General features: G+C 66.0%; 3 protein-coding genes. All 3 read left to right on the top strand.

All coding sequences use genetic code 11. The features are described 5' to 3' along the window. Positions 1–278 precede the first annotated feature (278 nt). Genes ABZV34_RS38705 through ABZV34_RS38695 form a run of 3 tightly spaced genes read left to right on the top strand, consistent with a single transcriptional unit; the run spans position 279 to position 1,933 of the window. The gene (locus ABZV34_RS38705) at positions 279–401 is read left to right on the top strand and encodes a hypothetical protein (RefSeq protein WP_356287757.1); all 123 of its coding nucleotides are present in this window, start codon (positions 279–281) and stop codon (positions 399–401) included. 60 nt (positions 402–461) lie between these two features. Then, positions 462–875, top strand: coding sequence for a hypothetical protein (locus ABZV34_RS38700; RefSeq protein WP_356287754.1), 414 nt, complete (start codon positions 462–464; stop codon positions 873–875). After that, entirely contained in the window at positions 872–1,933 is a 1,062-nt protein-coding gene (locus ABZV34_RS38695; protein ID WP_356287751.1) for an IS3 family transposase, read from the top strand. Before ABZV34_RS38700 ends, ABZV34_RS38695 begins: the two co-directional genes overlap by 4 nt. Positions 1,934–2,185: the final 252 nt, after the last annotated feature.

The raw sequence follows: 2,185 nt of genomic DNA, 5'->3' as shown, positions 1-2,185 counted from the left end.
GTCGAGGCCCGTCTGATCGCGATGGCATGCTCCCAGCCGCCCCCGGGTCATGCGCGGTGGTCGCTGCGCCTGTTGGAGAAACATGTCGCGCTGGTCGAGGACATTCCCAATCTGGACCACTCCACCATCGGACGGATCCTAAAAAAACGGAACTGCGCCCTCACCTGAAGAAGTGCTGGACGATCCCGCCGCGGGCGAACGCGCAGTTCGCGGCCCGGATGGAAGACATTCTGGCCCTCTACGCGCAACCCTACGATCCAGCACGTCCGGTGGTGTGCATGGACGAGAAGCCCTTCCAACTCCTCGACCACGCCCGCGACCCACTCCCCGCACGCCCCGGCCGCGACGCCTGTCAGGACAGCGAATACCTCCGCCGCGGCACCCCCTCTCTGTCAAAGTAGATCGAGTCAGGCATACTGGATGATTCATTGAGTCGAGGGCGGAGAAGGAGTAGTGCCCGGGTGGCCAGCACGAATGACCACGGGACCCCTGATCCGCAGGTAGGAGCCCGTTCGACCGGTCCGCGCCGGTATACCGCGGAGTACAAGGCGAGGATCCTCGCGGAGTACGAGACGTTGGACAAGAAGGACAAGGGCGCTCTGCTGCGGCGGGAGGGTCTGTACTCGTCGTTGATCACGACGTGGCGGCAGCAACGGGACAAGGGCGCCCGGGACGCGCTCGCCGCGTCGGCCGGACGGCCGAAGGCGGACCCGAGGGACAAGGAGATCGCGAAGCTGAAGGCGGAGAAGGCCCGCCTGGAAGCCGACCTCGCGAAGGCCCGCACCGTCATCGAGGTCCAGGGAAAACTCTCCGCGCTGCTCGACCAGTTCGCCACGGACAGCGCCCCGAACAGGAACGGCGAGAAGAACCGGTGACCGGGGCCCAGTTCGCGGCCGTGGCGTTCAACACCGCCCGCAACCAGGCTCTTGAAGAGCTCACCGGGCTGGTCGGACGCGTCCAGGCATGCGCCGCGCTCGGCGTGAGCCGTGCCACCTACTACCGCCGACACCGCCGAAGCCCCGCCCCGGCCAAGCCGCGGCCAGAACGGCGCCGACATCCCCGCGCCCTCGCGCCCGAGGAGGAGATACGGGTCCTCGATGTGCTCCATTCCCCGGAGTTCGCCGACATGGCGCCCGCCGAGATCTACGCGGTGCTCCTGGACCGGGGTGTCTACCTGTGCTCGGAGTCGACGATGTACCGGCTCCTGCGACGGCACGGCGAGGTCCGTGAACGCCGCCGCCAGGCCGTCCACCCACCCCGGACCGTTCCCGAGCTGGTCGCCGAGGGCCCGAACCGGGTCTGGAGCTGGGACATCACGAAGCTGAAGGGGCCGGTCAAGGGCGTCTACTACTGCCTCTACACGATCATCGACATCTTCAGCCGCTACACGGTCGGCTGGATGATCGCCGCCCACGAGAACAAGGACCTCGCCGAGCGGTTCCTGTCCGAGTCGATCGCCAAGTACGGCATTGAAACGGGGCAGTTGACGATCCACTCGGACCGCGGGTCCCCGATGGTCGCGCAGAACGTCGCCCAGATGATGGCCGGTCTCGGCGTCACCAAGTCGCATTCGCGGCCGAAGACGTCGAACGACAACCCGTACAGCGAGAGCCAGTACAAGACCCTGAAATACCGGCACGACTTTCCCGAGCGTTTCGGATCCCTCGAGGACGCCCGGGCGTGGTGCACCCACTTCTTCACCTGGTACAACGAGGAGCATCGGCACTCCGGAATCGGCCTGCACACGCCCTACGACGTGCACTTCGGTCTCGCCGAGCAGCTCCGCGAGATGCGTGCCGACGTCCTCCAGTCGGTCTACGCGAAGCACCCCGAACGCTTCGTCCGCAAGCCACCGGAGCCCCCGAAGGTCCCCGCAGCGGCCTGGATCAACCAGCCGGCACCAGACGGCCCACTGATCCCAGCACAGCGTTAGAACGATCTACCTGCCTTGATCGCTTTGACAGGTTCCGACCTGCTCGATCTTCGTTTGGACCGAACCCCTACAAGGGTGGCGTCGCGTGCAGGCGTTGCCTCGACGGACCCGGACCGACTGGGCCGGCCAGGTCAAACAACTGCTGACCGTGGACTACTGTCCTGCGCCAGAGATCCGTCGGCAGATGCGGGCGAGGGAGTCGAGGATTTCTTCGGCGGTTTTGGTCCAGATGAAGGGCTTGGGGTCTTCGTT

The sequence above is a fragment of the Streptomyces sp. NPDC005195 genome (assembly GCF_040608315.1).
Taxonomy (GTDB): domain Bacteria; phylum Actinomycetota; class Actinomycetes; order Streptomycetales; family Streptomycetaceae; genus Streptomyces; species Streptomyces kaempferi.
This window is presented reverse-complemented; position numbering and strand designations above follow the sequence as displayed.